Source organism: Bradyrhizobium sp. 930_D9_N1_4, from assembly GCF_052076015.1.
In the GTDB taxonomy this organism is placed as follows: domain Bacteria; phylum Pseudomonadota; class Alphaproteobacteria; order Rhizobiales; family Xanthobacteraceae; genus Bradyrhizobium.
In genome coordinates this window covers 3,975,236-3,990,178 of the sequence record NZ_CP197236.1, presented here as the reverse complement: position 1 = coordinate 3,990,178, position 14,943 = coordinate 3,975,236, and the positions used below count along the sequence as shown (strand labels likewise).

General features: G+C 62.7%; 12 protein-coding genes and 1 tRNA gene. 11 read left to right on the top strand and 2 right to left on the bottom strand.

Going from position 1 to position 14,943, the window contains the following annotated elements; genetic code table 11:
- Window positions 1-168: 168 nt before the first annotated feature.
- The 10 genes from AB7532_RS18755 (at window position 169) to AB7532_RS18710 (ending at window position 12,443) form a co-directional block, all read left to right on the top strand.
- Window positions 169-984 carry a sugar phosphate isomerase/epimerase family protein gene (locus AB7532_RS18755; RefSeq protein WP_441236248.1) on the top strand — a complete coding sequence of 272 codons (816 nt, stop codon included), beginning with the start codon at window positions 169-171 and terminating at the stop codon, window positions 982-984.
- Window positions 985-1,014: 30 nt separating this feature from the next.
- Complete coding sequence (locus AB7532_RS18750; RefSeq protein ID WP_441236247.1) at window positions 1,015-2,652, top strand: ABC transporter substrate-binding protein; 1,638 nt, start codon at window positions 1,015-1,017, stop codon at window positions 2,650-2,652.
- Window positions 2,653-2,655: 3 nt separating this feature from the next.
- Complete coding sequence (locus AB7532_RS18745; protein WP_441236246.1) at window positions 2,656-3,639, top strand: ABC transporter ATP-binding protein; 984 nt, start codon at window positions 2,656-2,658, stop codon at window positions 3,637-3,639.
- On the top strand, window positions 3,636-4,622 hold the full coding sequence (locus tag AB7532_RS18740; protein ID WP_441236245.1) for an ABC transporter ATP-binding protein: 987 nt from the start codon (window positions 3,636-3,638) through the stop codon (window positions 4,620-4,622). Before AB7532_RS18745 ends, AB7532_RS18740 begins: the two co-directional genes overlap by 4 nt.
- A complete protein-coding gene (locus AB7532_RS18735) occupies window positions 4,622-5,551 on the top strand; it encodes an ABC transporter permease (protein WP_441236244.1) in 930 nt (309 codons plus the stop codon). The genes AB7532_RS18740 and AB7532_RS18735 overlap by 1 nt, the downstream gene beginning before the upstream one ends.
- Complete coding sequence (locus tag AB7532_RS18730; protein WP_441236243.1) at window positions 5,548-6,408, top strand: ABC transporter permease; 861 nt, start codon at window positions 5,548-5,550, stop codon at window positions 6,406-6,408. The genes AB7532_RS18735 and AB7532_RS18730 overlap by 4 nt, the downstream gene beginning before the upstream one ends.
- Before the next feature lie 296 nt (window positions 6,409-6,704).
- Entirely contained in the window at window positions 6,705-8,555 is a 1,851-nt protein-coding gene (ilvD, locus tag AB7532_RS18725; RefSeq protein ID WP_441236242.1) for a dihydroxy-acid dehydratase, read from the top strand.
- A gap of 226 nt (window positions 8,556-8,781) precedes the next feature.
- Window positions 8,782-9,108, top strand: a complete 327-nt coding sequence (locus tag AB7532_RS18720) for a hypothetical protein (RefSeq protein WP_441236241.1) — start codon at window positions 8,782-8,784, stop codon at window positions 9,106-9,108.
- 269 nt (window positions 9,109-9,377) lie between these two features.
- Window positions 9,378-9,467, top strand: a tRNA-Ser gene (locus tag AB7532_RS18715).
- Between the two features lie 1,581 nt (window positions 9,468-11,048).
- Window positions 11,049-12,443 carry a DUF1254 domain-containing protein gene (locus AB7532_RS18710; RefSeq protein WP_441236240.1) on the top strand — a complete coding sequence of 465 codons (1,395 nt, stop codon included), beginning with the start codon at window positions 11,049-11,051 and terminating at the stop codon, window positions 12,441-12,443.
- Between the two features lie 224 nt (window positions 12,444-12,667).
- Here AB7532_RS18710 and AB7532_RS18705 read toward each other — a convergent pair whose 3' ends face one another.
- Both AB7532_RS18705 and AB7532_RS18700 read right to left on the bottom strand, forming a co-directional pair.
- Window positions 12,668-12,946, bottom strand: coding sequence for a hypothetical protein (locus tag AB7532_RS18705; RefSeq protein ID WP_441236239.1), 279 nt, complete (start codon window positions 12,944-12,946; stop codon window positions 12,668-12,670).
- A 107-nt stretch (window positions 12,947-13,053) separates the two neighbouring features.
- Complete coding sequence (locus tag AB7532_RS18700; protein ID WP_441236238.1) at window positions 13,054-13,371, bottom strand: hypothetical protein; 318 nt, start codon at window positions 13,369-13,371, stop codon at window positions 13,054-13,056.
- Between the two features lie 680 nt (window positions 13,372-14,051).
- Here AB7532_RS18700 and AB7532_RS18695 point away from each other — a divergent pair.
- Window positions 14,052-14,867, top strand: coding sequence for a deaminase (locus AB7532_RS18695; protein WP_441236237.1), 816 nt, complete (start codon window positions 14,052-14,054; stop codon window positions 14,865-14,867).
- Window positions 14,868-14,943 lie beyond the last annotated feature (76 nt).

The window sequence follows — 14,943 nt, the reverse complement described above, 5'->3', positions numbered from 1 at the left end:
GGCGATGCATGCGTCTGCACACGCTGCGCGCGGTGTTGCCCGAAGTCGATGCAGGCGGTCGACACGATGTCCACATCTCCTGAGGCTTGCGGAACCTGCATTTCACCGGCCTGTCATTGAACTGGTCTAGCGCTGCTCCCGTCATCGTCGACGTCGAAGGAGCAAGCCATGTCGAAGCCGGTGTTGGGCGCCGCCTTGTCCATCAAATCGATCCCCGCCCACCGCGACTGGCTTCTCGAACGGCAGCGCGATCTCGAAATCCAGGATTTCTTCCGCGCGGATTTGCTCGACGGTGACTGGCGCAGTGCGGCCGGCGAGATCAAGCAGATGCTCTCGGGCCATACCGGCCGGCTCGGCATTCACGGCCCGTTCTGGGGCTTCAAGATCGACAGCCACGATTCCCTGATCCGCCAGGCCGTGACCAGGCGCCTGCTTCAGGGGCTCGACGCCGCTGAATTCCTCGGCGCGACGCAGATGGTGATCCATTCGCCGTTCACGACCTGGGACCACAACAATCTCGATCTCTACCCGGATAACCGCGCCAATATCGTCGAGCGCGTCAAGGCGACGCTGGCCGAGGTGATCGCGCGCGCCGAGACGATCGGTTGCGAGATCGTCATCGAGAATATCGAGGACAAGGATCCGCGCGACCGCGTGCGTCTCGCCAAGGCGCTCGAAAGCAGCAAGGTTCGCGTCTCCCTCGACACCGGTCACGCCAATTACGCCCACATCTCCACCGGTGCGCCGCCGGTCGATTATTACGTCGAGACCGCGGGCGACATGCTGACCCATGTCCACCTTCAGGACACCGACGGCTTTGCCGACCGGCACTGGGCGCCGGGCGAGGGCAACATCCCGTGGGTCGCCGTGTTCCGCGCGCTCGGCCGGTTGACGTCCAACCCGCGGCTGATCCTCGAACTGCGTAACCACGACAATGTCCGCGCCGGCGCAGCCCATCTGGCCGCGCTTGGTCTCGCCGAATAACCGACCTCATCAAGGGCAAGGCTGATTGTCATGAGCAAACTCACCCGTCGCACCATCCTGAAGTCCGGCGGCGCTGCCGCAGGCACGCTGCTGCTGCCGCGCTTTGCGATCGGACAGGCCGACAATCGTCCGTCGGTGACGATCGCCGTGCAGAAGGTGACGAACTCGAACGTGCTCGACGTGCTGCGCGAGCAGTCCAATGTCGGCGAGCGCGTGTTCTTCTCGTCGATCTGGGAAGGCCTGATCTCCAAGAACTGGCGCGGCAGCCTCGAGGCGGTGCCGGGCCTTGCCACCGAGTGGCGCCGCATCGACGACCAGACCGTCGAGCTGAAGCTGCGCCAGGGCGTCAAGTTCCACAACGGCGACGAGATGACGGCGGACGACGTTATCTTCACCTTCAGCCGCGAGCGCATGTTCGGCGAGAGCGAGGCCAAGAGCCGCTCCACCATCCAGGCGTTCGAGAAGATCCCGACTCCGCGCGCGGGCAAGGAACTGCCGCCTGATGTGCCCGCCGTCGCCCGCCGCATCTGGCCGGACCTCGTGCGCGTCGATGCCGTCGACAAGTACACGGTGCGCTTCTACAATGCGACGCCCGACGTCACGATCGAGGGCCGGTTGCAGCGCTACGGCTCGGACATCATGAACCGCCGCGCCTGGGAACAGTCTGCGAGCTATCTCGACTGGGCGCGCAAGCCGATCACCACGGGGCCCTACAAGGTCGTCGAGCTCAAGCCGGACGTCTCGCTGACGCTCGAAGCCCATGACGAATATTGGGGCGGCCGTCCGCCGCTCAAGCGCATCCGCTTCCTCGAGGTGCCCGAGGTCGCGAGCCGCATCAACGGCCTGCTGTCGGGCGAGTATCAGTTCGCCTGCGACATCCCGCCGGACCAGATCGCCGGCATCGAAAAGAATTCGGCGTTCGAAGTGCAGGGCGGCACCATCCTCAATCACCGCCTGACCGTGTTCGACAAGAACCACGCCCAGCTCGCCAATCCCCTCGTGCGCCGCGCCTTCACCCATGCGATCGACCGTCAGGCCATCGTCGACAGCCTGTGGGCCGGTCGCACCCGCGTGCCCAAGGGCCTGCAATGGGACTTCTACGGCGACATGCTCAACACCGACTGGAGCGTGCCGGCCTATGATCCCAAGCTCGCGCAGGACCTGCTGAAGCAGGCCAACTACAAGGGCGATCCGATTCCGTATCGGCTGCTCAACAACTACTATACCAACCAGACTGCGACCGCGCAGGTGCTGGTCGAGATGTGGAGATCGGTCGGCCTCAACGTCCAGATCGAGACCAAGGAGAATTGGTCGCAGATCCTGGAGCGCGGACCGAGCCGCGCGGTGCGCGATTGGTCGAACTCGGCCGCGTTCAACGATCCCGTCTCCTCGCTGGTCGCCCAGCATGGCCCGAACGGCCAGCAGCAGCAGGTCGGCGAATGGACCAATGCCGAGTTGAACACACTGTCGGAATTTTTGGAGACCTCGATCGACCGTGCCGCCCGCAAGAAGGCATTCCGCCGCATGCTGGAGATCGCAGAGCGCGAAGACCCCGCCTACACGGTGCTGCACCAGAACGCGACCTTCACGGCCAAGCCGAAGTCGATCAAGTGGAAGGCGTCGCCCGCGTTCGCGATGGATTTCCGCGCCGGCAATTTCGAGGCCTGAGCCGTGACGCCGCTGGTCAGCATCCAGGGTCTCAGCGTCGCCTTCAACGGCGTGCCGGTCCTGCGCGGGGTCGATCTCGCTCTCGGCAAGGGCGAGGCGCTGGGCCTCGTCGGCGAGTCCGGCTCCGGCAAGTCGGTGACCTGGCTTGCCGCGCTTGGGTTACTCCCGCGGCATGCGAAGGTTTCGGGTTCCGTGCGGCTCGACGGACGCGAGATTCTCGGGGCGCCGTCTTCCGAGCTCGACCATGTCAGGGGCGGGCGGGTCGCCATGATTTTCCAGGACCCCGCAAGCGCGCTCAATCCGGTGCTGACCATCCGTAAGCAGCTCTGTGAAGCGCTGGCCTTGCATCGCGACCTCTCGGGTGAAGCGGTGAAGGCCGAAGCGCGGCGCCTGCTCGATCTGGTCGGAATTCCCGATGCGGCGCGGCGGTTGTCGGCCTATCCGCATGAGTTCTCCGGCGGCCAGGTCCAGCGCATCATGATCGCGATGGCGCTTGCCGGAAACCCTGACGTGCTGATCGCGGACGAGCCGACCACCGCACTCGACGCCACCATCCAGGCGCAGATCCTTGAACTCCTCTCCTCCATCCGCCGCGAGATGAGCATGGCGATGGTGCTGATCAGCCACGATCTCGGCGTCGTCGCCGAAAACTGCGACCGCGTCGCCGTGATGTATGCCGGCCGCATCGTCGAGCAGGCGCCCGCCAACCAGCTCTTCGTCGATCCTGTGCATCCCTATGCGCAAGGCCTGATCGGCGCGCTGCCGCCGCTCGACGGACCGCGCCGCCGTCTCACCGCCATTCCCGGCACCGTGCCCGATCCTGCGCACATGCCGGATGGTTGCGCGTTCGCACCGCGCTGCGCGATGGCGGCGGAGCCGTGCAGCCTTGCAGCGCCGACGCTGGCGCCCATCGCGAACGACCGCACTGTGGCCTGCATCCGCGCCGAGGCCTCGCGCCGCGCACTGCTCGGGATCGCCGCCGAATGAGCGCGCCGCTCGTCGAGGTGTCCTCGATCGCGCGCAGCTACGCCATGCGCTCCGGCATGTTCGGCCGCAGCACCGCCGTTCATGCGGTCGACGGTGTGTCGCTGACGATCCCCAAGGGCGAAACGCTTGGCCTCGTCGGCGAATCCGGTTCGGGCAAATCCACCACCGGCCGCATCGTGCTCGGCCTCGAGCCGCCCGATCGCGGCGAGGTGCACTTCGACGGCAAGCCGATGGCCGCGCCGGGGACAAAGGCGTGGCGTGCGCAGCGGGCGCACATGCAGATGATCTTTCAGGACCCGCTGGGCGCATTGGACCGGCGCTTGCCTGTCGCGGCCCAGATCCGCGAACCCCTCGACATTCATGGACTGGGCACGCCTGCCGAGCGCGACGACCGCGTCCGCGAATTGCTGCGCGCGGTTGAACTGAATCCGGCGCATGGCGGGCGCTATCCGGGCGCGCTCTCCGGCGGTCAGCGCCAGCGCATCGTGCTGGCGCGGGCACTGGCCACGAAGCCCGATTTCCTCGTCTGCGACGAGCCGGTCAGCGCACTCGATGTCTCGATTCAGGCGCAGGTGGTGAATCTTCTCTGCGATCTTCAGGCACAGCTCGGCCTCACACTCCTGTTCATCAGCCACGATCTGCGCGTCGTCAGGCAGATCAGCAATGTCGTCGCCGTGATGTATCTCGGCCGCATTGTCGAAATCGGCAGCGCCGATGATCTGTTTGCGCGGCCGGAGCATCCCTATACGCAGGCGCTGGTGTCGGCATCACCCGCACCTGGCCGGCGCAGCGCGGGCCGTATCGTGCTGGCAGGTGATCCGCCGAACCCGGCAGCGCGCCCCCAGGGCTGCGCCTTCCATCCGCGCTGCCCGCGCGCGATCGCGCGCTGCAAGAGCGAGGTGCCGGCGTTGTCTGCCGTGGGTGGTGACAGGCAGGTTGCCTGCCATCTCGTCACGGGCGTCGCAACCCGGGACGCGGCGTGATGGGACGCTACTTCGCTATCCGGATTGGACGTGCTGCGCTGACGATCGTGCTCGTCGTCACCTTCGCCTTCGTCGTGCTGCGTCTGTCAGGCGACCCCGCGCTGATGATTTTGGGACCGGAGGCGCCGCCGGAAGTGCTCGCCGCGTTCCGCAAGGCCTGGGGCCTCGATGATCCCATCTGGTTTCAGTATCTCGATTACTTCCACGCCATCGCCAAGGGCGAGCTCGGCCGCTCCATGCGCGACGGGCGGCCCGCGATCCAACTGGTGCTGGAGCGGATTCCGGCCACGCTGGCGCTGACGCTGCCGGCGTTCTTCTTCAAGGTCGCGCTCGGCATTCCCGCCGGCATCTATGCGGCGCTGCATCGCGGCTCTGCCATCGATCGGGCCGTGATGATGACCGCGGTCGCCGGCTTCACCGTGCCGAGCTTCGTGCTCGCGCTGCTGCTCGTGCTCGTGTTTGCCGTGCAGCTCGGCTGGCTGCCGTCGGGCGGACAGGACAGCTGGCGCCACGCCATTTTGCCCATCGTGACCCTCAGCCTCGGCGGCGCCGCGGTGCTGGCGCGCTTCACCCGCAGCGCCATGCTGGAGGTGCTCGGCCAGCCCTATATTCGAACCGCGTCCGCCAAGGGCGTGCCGTGGCGCAAGGTGGTGACGTCGCATGCGCTGCCGAACGCGGCGATCCCGACCGTCACCATTCTCGGCTTCATGGTGGGCACGCTGATCGCGGGCGCCGTCGTGGTCGAGAGCGTGTTCTCGTGGCCGGGGGTAGGGCGGCTTCTCGTCGTTGCGGTTGCCAATCGCGACCTCGCCGTCGTGCAATGCATCCTGCTGCTAGTCGCGATGACCATGGTGACGTCCAATCTAATCGTCGACTTCCTCTACGGCTTCCTTGATCCGCGCCTGCGCGCGAAGGGGGCGCACGCATGACCGACGCCACGCTGAAGGACGCTTCTGTCCGCCGCCGTATCAGCCTGCCGGCGATCCCTGTTTCGGTCGTGTTGGCGATCGGCTGGATCGTTGCAATGCTGGTGATCGCGGCCTTCGCCGAGAAGATCGCGCCTTATGGCTACACCCAGCTCGACCTGCGCAACCGGCTGTCCGCCCCCGGCAATGTCGCGCACTGGGTCGGCACCGACGAGCTCGGCCGCGACGTGCTGTCGCGGCTGCTCGTCTCCATCCGCATATCGCTGCTGATCGCGTTCGGCGCGACCGCGATCTCGGCGGTTGTCGGCACCACACTCGGCTTCCTCGCCGCGCATTTCCGCGGGGTCGTCGAGCAGTTCGTGCTGATGCTGACCGACTTCCAAGCCAGCATGCCCTTCCTGATCATGGCACTCGCGGTGCTCGCCTTCTTCGGCAACTCGCTGCCGCTGCTGATCGGCCTGATGGGCATGTTCGGCTGGGAGCGCTATGCCCGCATCGCCCGCGGTTTGGCCATCTCCGCCAATGCACAAGGCTATGCCGCGGCCGTACGCCAGCTGGGCGCGACACCGTCGCGGATTTACCTGCGCCATATCCTGCCCAACATTGCCTCGACCCTGATCGTCTCGACCACGCTGGTCTTCCCCGAGGTGATCCTGATGGAATCGGGCCTGTCCTTCCTCGGCCTCGGCGTGCAGCCGCCGATGACCAGCCTCGGCAACATGGTCGGCTATGGCCGCGAATATTTGACCCGCGCGCCCTGGATCATGCTGGCGCCGGCGACGACCATCGTGATCACCACGCTCGCGGTCTCCGTGATCGGCGACTGGCTGCGCGATAAGCTCGATCCGACGTTGCAATAAGCGCAGATCTCGTGTCCCGGACGCGCGAAGCGCGAGCCGGGACCCAGGAGGCCGCAGCACTCGCTGCCAAATGGGCCCCGGCTCTGCAGCGCACCGTCGAAGAGACGCTGCGCTGCGTCCGGGGCACGTGCCAAACCCGCGCCGGGAGCAGGGGAGGCCTGCAACGGGCCGATCCGGCCCTGTCCAGCCCAAGTTCCCGTTGCACCAACCCACCCCGTGCGGTATCCGGCCAGAAAGGCCTGAGGCGGCTCCTGTTTTTCCCGCCCCGGCCGGTCAAACCCGAGGACGGAAACGCCATGCCAGCCTATCGCTCCCGCACCACCACCCACGGCCGTAACATGGCGGGCGCCCGCGGCCTCTGGCGCGCGACGGGCATGAAGGACGGCGATTTCGGCAAGCCGATCATCGCGGTCGTCAACTCCTTCACCCAGTTCGTGCCCGGCCACGTCCACCTCAAGGACCTCGGCCAGCTGGTCGCCCGCGAGATCGAGCAGGCCGGCGGCGTCGCCAAGGAATTCAACACCATCGCGGTCGACGACGGCATCGCCATGGGCCATGACGGCATGCTCTACAGCCTGCCGTCGCGCGAGCTGATCGCCGACAGCGTCGAGTACATGGTCAACGCCCATTGCGCCGACGGCATGGTCTGCATCTCCAATTGCGACAAGATCACGCCCGGCATGCTGATGGCCGCGCTGCGGCTCAACATCCCCGCCGTGTTCGTCTCGGGCGGGCCGATGGAAGCCGGCAAGGTCACGCTTCAGGGCAAGACCAAGGCCGTCGACCTGATCGACGCCATGGTCGCCGCCGCCGACTCCAAGGTCAGCGACGAGGACGTCAAGGTGATCGAGCGCTCGGCGTGCCCGACCTGCGGCTCCTGTTCGGGCATGTTCACCGCCAATTCGATGAACTGCCTGACCGAGGCGCTCGGCCTCGCGCTGCCCGGCAACGGCACGGTGGTTGCCACCCACGCCGACCGCAAGCGCCTGTTCGTCGAAGCCGGCCACACCATCGTCGATATCGTCCGCCGCCATTACGAGCAGGACGACCCCTCGGTGCTGCCGCGCAACGTCGCGAACTTCAAGGCGTTCGAGAACGCGATGACGCTCGACATCGCGATGGGCGGCTCGACCAACACCGTGCTGCATCTGCTGGCCGCCGCCCACGAAGGCGAAGTGAAGTTCACCATGCAGGACATCGACCGGCTGTCGCGCCGCGTGCCTGTTCTTTGCAAGGTCGCGCCCTCGGTCGCCGACGTCCATGTCGAGGACGTGCATCGCGCCGGCGGCATCATGGGCATTCTGGGCGAGCTCGACCGCGCCGGCCTGATCGACACTTCGGTCTCGACCGTGCATGCGCCGACCATGAACGATGCGCTGGAGCGCTGGGACATCAAGCGCTCGAAGAGCGAGTCCGTCCGCACCTTCTTCCGTGCCTCGCCCGGCGGCATTCCGACCCAGGTCGCCTTCAGCCAGGAGCGCCGCTACGACGAGCTCGACGCCGACCGCGAGAAGGGCGTCGTGCGCAATCTCGAGCACGCCTTCAGCAAGGACGGCGGCCTCGCCGTGCTCTACGGCAACCTCGCGCAGGACGGCTGCATCGTGAAGACGGCCGGCGTCGATGCCTCGATCCTGAAATTCTCCGGCCCGGCGCGCGTGTTCGAAAGCCAGGACGCCGCGGTCGAGGGCATTCTCGGCGGCAAGGTCGTTGCCGGCGAGGTCGTGGTCATCATCTACGAAGGCCCGCGCGGCGGCCCCGGCATGCAGGAGATGCTGTATCCGACCAGCTATCTGAAATCGAAGGGCCTCGGAAAGGCTTGCGCGCTCGTCACCGACGGACGCTTCTCCGGCGGTTCGTCGGGCCTGTCGATCGGCCACCTGTCGCCGGAAGCGGCCGAAGGCGGCAACATCGGTCTCGTGCGCACCGGCGATAGCATCGCGATCGACATCCCGAACCGCAGCATCACGCTCGATGTGTCGGACGAGGAGCTCGCCAAGCGCCGCGCGGCGGAAGAGGCGAAGGGCGACACCGCATGGCAGGCGATCGGCCGCAAGCGCAACGTCTCGACCGCGCTGCAGGCCTACGCCGCGCTCACCACCAGCGCAGCGCGCGGCGCAGTGCGTGAAGTGAAGCGCCGTCCGAACTGAGCGTCGCATCGATCGTTCGCGCGCTAGCCGCGCATGGTCAACAAGTTCTGAACGGCCGGCGAAAGCCGGCCGTTTGCATTAAGGACGTCCCGACGAACTTCAGCAGAGCAAGGTTTTACGGCGTATGATGCGGCGACCTTCGCAAATCCATTTCGGACAATTGGGGCACCGCATAATGTCTCGTACTCTCGCTGTTGTTTTCTCCACGGCCGTCGCTGCGATTTCGATGACGACGACTGCTTCCGCCGGCTGCTACAATTGCTACGCGCCGCCGCCGTGCCAGACCTGCTACCAGCAGCAATATGTGCAGCCGCAATACCGCACCGTCGACGAGACCGTGATGGTGTCCCCCGGCGCCACCGTCGCACATCGCACGCCCGCACAGTACCGCACTGTGATGGTGCCGCAGACCGTGATGGTCGCGCCGCCTGGTGTCCAGTACCAGCACATCCCCCCGCAATACGCCACGCGCCAGCGCACCGAGATGGTCTCGCCCGGCTATTCCTATTACGCCCCGGTGCAGATGGGCTGCGCGTCCTGCGGCGGCTACTGAGCCAACATAGCACTGAAGAGTTTCAGGCGGCGCTCCTCACGGGGCGCCGTTTTTCTTTGGGGTCAGCAAACGAGGCCCGGAACGGAGGCGACCCCAACCGGGCCTCGCAACCGGCGACGCCCTGGGAGATGTCGCCAGTGTCCGGGATTGCCGAGGGATACAGGCTAAGGGAACAGGCTGACGGGCGGCTGACAGGTGTTTAGGGCAGGGCACCAACTTCGCGTTGCCATGCGCCGTCGACTACGTTAAGCGACAGCCATTCCGGGTTTGGAAGGGTGGCCGAGTGGTTTAAGGCACCGGTCTTGAAAACCGGCGTGCCCGAAAGGGTACCGTGGGTTCGAATCCCACCCCTTCCGCCAGTATATTGTTCTCCACTGTTCGCAGTCGTTCGAATTCCACAGCAAAATCAGTGACTTGCGCCGAAGAGCTGTACTTCGCAGTTCGCCGGTGTTCTTCCTAATCGGGTCACTGACCGTAGTTTTTGCCCGTGGGTTCGGAGGACGTTTTTTCTGGGGGAACGATGGCTGGAAGGCTCAAACCACTCGACGTGGAGCGTCAAACCAAGCCCGGCAAGTACGCCGATGGCGATGGGCTCTACTTGATCGTCACCGGACCAACATCGAAAAGCTGGTCACGATCCAATCGCAGAGGCGAGAGTGCTATCACTCATAGGCTTCTTGGCAACGAATGTTCATCCTTCCGTCGCGCACATGTGGCGGCCAGACCGTTATGCTGCCGACCCTGCTGTGCATCCTCAGATACAAGAGAGGGGCCGCGAGACATTTGACGGATACCTCGGTCAGATCGACAGCAAGCTGGCTGAGCGAAACTGGTTCTTGGACCAATATTCGGTGGCCGATCCCTACCTGTTCGTTTTCTATCCTTGGGGATTGCGCAGAGGCTACCCTATGCAAGAGCTAAAGAACTTCTCAGCCTTCAAGGATAGAATGTTGCAGCGACCGGCCGTGCAGCACATCTTGGCGAAGGAGAAAATAAACCTGTAAAGCGTGCCGTGCTCGATCTCATTGACTTCCGCTGTTGGCCCGTAGCTGACCTTGCCGCGCACCCCGCCGGGTGTCAGCTTTTGACCCGGAGCAGACTTGGGCCAATGCGCATATCGGGTTGCTATTGCGGCATCGAGGAATATCTTGCTTCGCTCCAACAGTGATAGGCATACGCTTGTTTAAGCTTGGCAACCTTGTGCGTCATAGGAGCGGCGGTCCGATCATGGTGGTAAATCGGGAGTTTTCTCGTTCCTCGATAGAGCCGATGGTCAGCTGTGTCTGGACCGAGGCTGGGGAGCGCTACCATGCTTCCTTCAAAGAAGGGGAGCTTCGTGCAGTGCATTGCGATGGTACGCCTAGGCAACATGGTGCTGAAGAATAGCGCCACTTCCCTCGTTAGATGTCGCCTACTGGCCCGTAGCCGACCTGCCGTGCGCATCCTCTCTAGGACCCGCTTGTGACCCCTTAGCGGACTCCGGCATGCGGTCAAGACGCTTGTCGGCCCTCTCCGTTCAGAAACCAAGTTCTATGCATGCCCCCTGAGGTTCCTATGTCCGGAACCCAACATATCAGCTAACAGGCAATCGGAGCATTCAAAAGCCTGATGGGATTGAGTATGGAAACAGCTAGCCGCTGTCGGGTTGAAGCTGAGCAGTACCTTCGCTTGGCAAGTCAAACCAAAAGCGAGAATGAAGCCCAGCAACTGCACAGTATTTCCCACAGCTGGATCAGGCTAGCCAATCAGCTTGATAGATACGTCAGCGCGAAAGGTATGGGTGAAGTCGCGCAAACGGGCTTGGTTGATGACGCTCGGCGTCGGCCGTGATCAGACTGACGTCCGATAACAGCCCATAGCGGACATAGCGCTGCACCCCTTCAGCTGGAATTTTTCATTCCCCTCGCGTAGAACGAGGCTAAAACCCGGGGAGAAAGCTCATGAGAAGAGGTGCCGTGGCCATAATCGCGCTCGCTATCGGCGCAACCTCCGTGCTCGCACAAACTGCGCCAGCCAAAATGTCAGCCGATCAGGCGCGCGAAGAGCATGCCTACGCAATCGGAGTGCAGGCGGCCATCTGGGGACAACCTTTCATCGACAACGTCCACACGCTCTACGCGGGACTTAAGGCTGGGGCGGTCGGACTGAATTACTTCCGCAAGTTTCCTAATCTCAAGACGGCCGCCGACAAGTTCGTCAACACGCCCAACAATGTCTCAATCGACGGCTACGCCTGTGCGGACCTCAGCAGCGAGCCTGTGGTCGTTCGCGTGCCTACTCTGAGCCAAAGCCGTTGGTACATCGTCCAGATCGGCGACTACTACGATCAGGTTGTTTACAACATTGGGGGGAGTAAGGGACCGGAGCCTGGGTTGTTTCTGCTCACCGGGCCCGACTACCACGGGCCGCTTCCTCCGGGCATGAAGCAGATCAAAGTCCGCACCCAACTGGGCGTGATCGCAAACCGCGTGTTCGTCAACGGCGACGCTGATCTGCCTGCAGCTCGCGAGGTTCAAGCTGGGTTTCTGGCGCTGCCACTTTCGGTGTTCCAAAAGCAGGGCCTCCGCTTTGACATCCCGAAGCAGTACGAGTTCGCTCGGTTCGAGTTCAAGCCAACGGCACCGGAGCCTCTTCGCGTGTTCGACACCATCGGCTTCGGCATGAAGACGTTTCTGTCGCGCAGTGACGACTTCGGCGACGCAGACGTTGCTGCCGCACACGGCATTGGCCTCAGCGTCGCCAATGGGTTTGATTGGCAAAGTCTCGACGAGCCGACCAAGCGAGGTCTCACGCGAGCAGCGACAGCGGCATCTGCGATTATCGAAGACACGTACGTGAATGCAGCCGAGACCGTGCGGGGCTGGCGCTACACCATGGGCGGGGGCCGAGCCGGTTTCGACTACGCTTTGCGCGCAGCTATGGCTGCAAATCTCACTGGGGCTAATGTCCCTGAGGAAATCTTGTATCCGAACACGCGGGTCGACGATCAAAGCGCTCCGCTCTCTGGCGCAAACAAATATGTCCTTCAGTTTGACAAGGATAAAATTCCGCCTGTGTCAGTATTCTGGAACCTCAACATGTATGACGAGAAGGAGTTCTTCATCGAGAATGACTTCAAGCGCTACAGCATCGGCAGTACGACTGACGGCTTGAGGAAGGGTGCAGACGGTTCGGTCGCCATCTACATCCAAAAGGATAATCCCGGCCCGGACAAGCAATCGAACTGGCTCCCTGCACCCACAGGCAGCTTCAATCTGACAATGCGGCTGTATGGGGCGCAAACTCCTATCTTGGACGGCTCTTACCGGCTGCCGGGAGTTACTCGGGTGCCGTAGGTCCGCTTTTGGCCCATCGCGTCATTCGTGGCATTGCAGCAATTCGGTCGCTATTGGTACATAGCGGACTCAGCGAGCCGTTGTCACCCCGACGCTTTTATGGGTTCACGGCCTAGCACGCAGTAAGTGAGGGGACCTCGACGCCCCCCTCTGTCGTGTCAAACCTCCAAAGACTGAAGCCCGGCGCGGGGTGCCCCTCGCGCCGGGCTTTTGTTTGGGCTTGGCTACTTTCCGCCTGCGCCGCCACCTGCGCCGCCGCCGGCTTGGCTGCCCATGTTGTTGGTGTTGATGCCGCCCGAAGCACCGGGCTGGCGTGCCATGCTGTCACCGGCCTGGTTCTTCATGTTCGACGAGCCGGTCGTGGTCTTCATCTTGCCCGCCGAGGACGGGCCGACTTCGCCTTGTCCCGACGCCCCTGGCGCGGGCTGGTTCGTCTGAGCATATGCGCCGCCGACGGTCGCGAGAGCGAGGACACAAGCTGAAGCCAGAGCAAACTTTTTCATTCGAGCGTCTCCCTGATGTTTTTCAAGTCAGGAATAACGACGCACCTATGGCGACCGCTCATTCTCTTTCTAAACTGGAACCCGATTCTGGTACCCAGCGATGCCGCCTAGCTGTACTCATTTTCCGGCAACGTGCCAGGCGGGGGCTTTAGCTGTTCAATCCCAGCTTCGATGATCGACAATTCGTCCCGTACGGCTTCCGCGGTCTTGGCCGCATTAATGCCGGTCACGGCGTCGAGTTCGGCCAGCACGCGCCGATGATGGGAAAGTAGATCCGACAGGGCACGCCTGTTCTTGGTCTTCACATAACCGGCGACGATCAGTTCCATTGCTTCCGACATTGGGTATCGAGCTTCCTTACGGCATTCCATCTGCAATCGGATCTCAATACGAAAAGCCGCAGCAGAGGGCTGCTGCGGCTTCATTGTTAAAAAATCCGGGTGAAATATTTTAAGTGAAGTATGCAGCCAGCCCCGGTGATGTGCATCCTAGTGCGCACGGCGTCGGCTGCGCAATACGCTTTAAGGTGCGTTGCTTAACGGGGCGGCTGACGAGGGAGGGCCCGAAACGGGGCTGGCGGATATGTCGAGTCGTTCCAACAGCGAATTGCCTATGCCAATAAGGTTCGTGAGCAGCTCCGTCGAAATGACGCGCTGGCTATTCTTGCGATAAGTGCGATCCGGCAGTTCAGGCAGGCGTCCGGATCCAGCGCAGAACAGCCGCTCTCGAAAAAGGCTTACATAATTCGGCAGTTCAAGCGGCCGGAAGAGATAAAGCTGATGCGCGCAGTCTATGGCCGCCAATTCATTCAGGTCTCAGCCTACGAACCTCAGATGTATCGGAAACGACGGATTGCTCTCAAGGAAGCTCGCTCGAAGCGAGGTCTTTCATCCGAAGCCGACTCGGAGAACGCTGCAAACACACTCGTCAGGCAAGACGAGATGGAAGGCGGTATGCGGCATGGGCAAAACGTGCGCGACGCATTTCCGCTCGCGGACGTTTTCGTCGAAGCTCCCGATCGTAAGTCTGTGAAGGTAACAGTCGACCGATTCATCCGCGCACTGTTTGGCGACAACCAAGTCACGCCGACCCACGATGGTACGGGATGTACCTGGCAAAAACGGCGTCACTGCGCTCCTCAGCTCTTACTCGACAGGTCGGTGCCGCGATTTTTCATTCATCGGGGGAGATCGTTTCGCTAGGATGTAACGAAGTCCCGAAGGCAGGCGGCGGGACCTATTGGAGCGGAGACCCGGGTGACAAGCGGGATTTCGTCGAAGGGCGCGACCCGAACGACGAGAAGAAGCGCGAGCTCGTTGCCGATTTTATTGACCGGATGTTTAAGGCGGGTCGACTTGCCAAAGATAAATGCGGGAACAAGGATTCTCTTACACTGGCAGAAGAGTGGCTAGCCGATGAGTCAGTACACGGATTGAAAGACTCAAAAGTTATGGATCTCATCGAATTTGGCAGAGACATTCATGCTGAGATGTCCGCAATAACAGATGCGGCGAGAAAAGGAGTGTCGATTGCGGCGGCAACGCTTTATTGCACGACCTTTCCCTGTCATCTCTGCGCAAAACATATTGTCGCCGCCGCCATCACCCGCGCCGTTTCGATCGAGCCGTACCCGAAGAGCTACGCGGAAGCCCTACATTCCGACTCCATCGAAGTCGACGGAAAAGGCGAGGACGGACGGGTAAGCTTCCAGCGGTTTTTGGGAATATCGCCATTTCGGTACCGAGAGCTTTTCGAGAAGGGCAAGCGCAAGTATTCAACGGGCGAGGCACAACGCTGGAATCGAGGTGTGCGCAAGCCGATGATCGACGTGATCTTCCCATCATACTTTCAAGCGGAAACGCACATAGTGAGCCTCCTTGAACCTCGGCTTGCTGAACTTAAGCAGAAGGATGCGGTCTAGAACTAATGCTCCCGGCAAATGAGACTGACGTAGTTCTCATCGCAGCATGATTGACAGTTGTATCACTATTACCTTA

Bases quoted from the DNA above. Each gene is read 5' to 3' on its own strand.
- AB7532_RS18755 (WP_441236248.1), top strand. From the start codon at position 169: ATGTCGAAGCCGGTGTTGGGCGCCGCCTTGTCCATCAAATCGATCCCC.
- AB7532_RS18750 (WP_441236247.1), top strand. From the start codon at position 1,015: ATGAGCAAACTCACCCGTCGCACCATCCTGAAGTCCGGCGGCGCTGCC.
- AB7532_RS18740 (WP_441236245.1), top strand. From the start codon at position 3,636: ATGAGCGCGCCGCTCGTCGAGGTGTCCTCGATCGCGCGCAGCTACGCC.
- AB7532_RS18735 (WP_441236244.1), top strand. From the start codon at position 4,622: ATGGGACGCTACTTCGCTATCCGGATTGGACGTGCTGCGCTGACGATC.
- AB7532_RS18730 (WP_441236243.1), top strand. From the start codon at position 5,548: ATGACCGACGCCACGCTGAAGGACGCTTCTGTCCGCCGCCGTATCAGC.
- ilvD (WP_441236242.1), top strand. From the start codon at position 6,705: ATGCCAGCCTATCGCTCCCGCACCACCACCCACGGCCGTAACATGGCG.
- AB7532_RS18720 (WP_441236241.1), top strand. From the start codon at position 8,782: ATGACGACGACTGCTTCCGCCGGCTGCTACAATTGCTACGCGCCGCCG.
- AB7532_RS18710 (WP_441236240.1), top strand. From the start codon at position 11,049: ATGAGAAGAGGTGCCGTGGCCATAATCGCGCTCGCTATCGGCGCAACC.
- AB7532_RS18705 (WP_441236239.1), bottom strand. From the start codon at position 12,946: ATGAAAAAGTTTGCTCTGGCTTCAGCTTGTGTCCTCGCTCTCGCGACC.
- AB7532_RS18700 (WP_441236238.1), bottom strand. From the start codon at position 13,371: ATGAAGCCGCAGCAGCCCTCTGCTGCGGCTTTTCGTATTGAGATCCGA.
- AB7532_RS18695 (WP_441236237.1), top strand. From the start codon at position 14,052: ATGTACCTGGCAAAAACGGCGTCACTGCGCTCCTCAGCTCTTACTCGA.